Below are 2,480 nucleotides of genomic sequence, written 5' to 3'. Positions count from 1 at the left end.
ATTATTTTTATTCTTTCATCTTTTTTGGCATATTCTTTAGCTATATCTATACTTTTATCACTCCCACAATCATCCACTACAATTATTTCTATATCTTTAAAACTTTGATTGATACAACTTTCTAAAGCTTTGGCTATATATTTTTCTACATTAAAAGTTGGCAAGATGATTGAAATTTTAGGCATTGTTTTTCTTAAAAATCTTTTTTGGGTGGCGAAAATATAATCTTAACATAAATTTAAATCTAAAAAGTTTTAAATTGATATCCACTAAAGTAAATAAATCCTTTATATTGAGATAATTTAAGGGATAGTATTGCTCAAGATAATAATGAATATAATGTAAAAATATTTTATTTTGGAGTTTTTTATCTAAAATATTACTTTCTTTGCAAAAAAGCAAAATATTGGCCCCAATCATACACATACAATAAGCTTTAAAATAAGCTCTAAGCTTAGAATAATCATCGAAATAATATCTTAAAGGTTCTAAATAAAAAGGTATGCTTTGTGGTATTATCTTTTCTTTTTCACTTTTTATTATAGAATTAGCTCGAATTCTATAAATTAATAATTCTTCTTTAACACAAGTTATTTTTTTAGCACTTAAGAATAATATAGTTCCAAAATCATGATCTTCGTGATAAATCCCATAAGTAAAACGAAGCTTATAAATATTTAACAACTTTGCTCTAAAAGCTCCTTGCCAAGCAAAATAAAACTCACAAATATTATTTTTTTTAAAAAAATCAATCCCACTGATATTTTTAGTGTATTTACAATTTAAATAAATATCGCACTCTGCTTTTTGTCTAAAAACTTGCTCTTCTTCAAGGAATTCTTTAATATTATGTGTGCAAATATCTATATCATCTTTACTCATCTCATTTACGCATTTTTCAATACAATCAAGCTCTAAATAATCATCGGAATCTAAAAAGTGAATAATATTATCAGGTAAATCTTGAATGATAAAGTCATTAAGATTTTTAAGCTTTGTTTGGATTATATTTTTACTAAGTTTTGTAAAGTTTTTATTTATTTCTTCTTTTGTAAGTTCTTTTGTACTATTTTTAAAAGTATTTGATTGTTTATAACTAATAATATTTTCTTCATTTTCAAAAAAATCTCTTAATTTAGTACCTTTTATAAATTCCAAACCCGCATTTCTAGCTGAACTTAAGCCACCATTTTCCTTTGTAATAAGAAAAATTCTTTCATCTTTTTTAGCATATTCTTTAGCGATATTTAAACTATTATCAATGCTTCCATCATCTACCAAAATAATATCTAAATTTTTATAGGTTTGATTTATAACGCTTTTTAAACACTCATCTAGGTATTTTTCCACATTATAGATTGGGATTATGACGGAAATTTTACACACATTAATTCTTTATTAAATTTTAAGCTTAACAATACCAATACTCCAACATGGTAATCTAAGCGATAATTATAACACATTCAATTAAATTTATTTTTAAAATACTTTTCCATCAAAAATCTTTTCAATAAAAAATATTTTATTATAAATTTATTTTTTATTTTTTTCATTGTATATATCATATAATTATATTTTAATCGATATAGTTTTATTTCTCGATGTAATTTATATACGATTAATTTACCAATCATTATTTTTAAAAAAACATACAAATACAATTCAATATTCTTTTTATGATGATTTAAAAATTCTAGTAAAATTCCAATAACCATTTTTTCATCTTGTAAGTTTTTTTCAATTTTGACAATATCATTAGTCCCAACAGAACTATTGTCATTTTCACAATAATAATAAATATTTTTTGCACTAGTAGTAATTTTTCCACAATTTAAAATAATAAAAAAATAAATTAATGCATCTTCTGACATAATTAATCTAGTATTTAATATCTCTTTTTCTAAAAAAGAAAAAGATGCTAAATATATTTCTGTTTTAATAAGTTTAGAACAAAGATTCCAATAACAGATATTTTTATTTTGAATTATGATATTCTCACAATATTCAAAAATAGTAAAAGTTTGATCTTGTAAAAAATTTCCCCTATTTATAACCCCTGAAATTCTTTTATATATAAAATCAAACCATATAAAATCACTTTCTTTTTCAGTGTTTAAAATTCTCACACACTCTTCACAAGCATTCAGCTCCAAATAATCATCAGGATCTAAAAACATTATATAAGGAGAGTTTGCCACTTTTACACCTTCATATCTTGCTCTTAAAAGACCTAAGTTTTTTTCATTGTGGATTATTTTTATTCTTTCATCTTTTTTGGCATATTCTTTAGCTATATCTATACTTTTATCACTCCCACAATCATCCACTACAATTATTTCTATATCTTTAAAACTTTGATTGATACAACTTTCTAAAGCTTTGGCTATATATTTTTCTACATTAAAAGTTGGCAAGATGATTGAAATTTTAGGCATTGTTTTTCTTAAAAATCTTTTTTGGGTGGCGAAAATATAATCTTA

The 2,480-nt window shown here is 23.0% G+C and carries 2 protein-coding genes and 1 pseudogene; all 3 read right to left on the bottom strand.

Going from position 1 to position 2,480, the window contains the following annotated elements; translation table 11 throughout:
• On the bottom strand, positions 1-185 hold a 185-nt coding region (locus tag BGS43_RS01430), incomplete at its 3' end, for a glycosyltransferase family 2 protein (RefSeq protein WP_141085289.1).
• Between the two features lie 966 nt (positions 186-1,151).
• Positions 1,152-1,386 (bottom strand): annotated as a pseudogene (locus BGS43_RS10290) (glycosyltransferase family 2 protein); the annotation flags it as partial.
• A gap of 77 nt (positions 1,387-1,463) precedes the next feature.
• Positions 1,464-2,435 (bottom strand): glycosyltransferase family 2 protein, encoded by a 972-nt coding sequence (locus tag BGS43_RS01420; protein WP_096568545.1) that lies wholly within the window; start codon positions 2,433-2,435, stop codon positions 1,464-1,466.
• Positions 2,436-2,480 lie beyond the last annotated feature (45 nt).

The sequence above is a fragment of the Campylobacter sp. 110 genome, assembly GCF_002383965.1.
GTDB lineage: Bacteria > Campylobacterota > Campylobacteria > Campylobacterales > Campylobacteraceae > Campylobacter_D > Campylobacter_D coli.
Note: the sequence above shows the minus strand (reverse complement) of the source record. Positions and strands in the feature narration are given on the sequence as shown.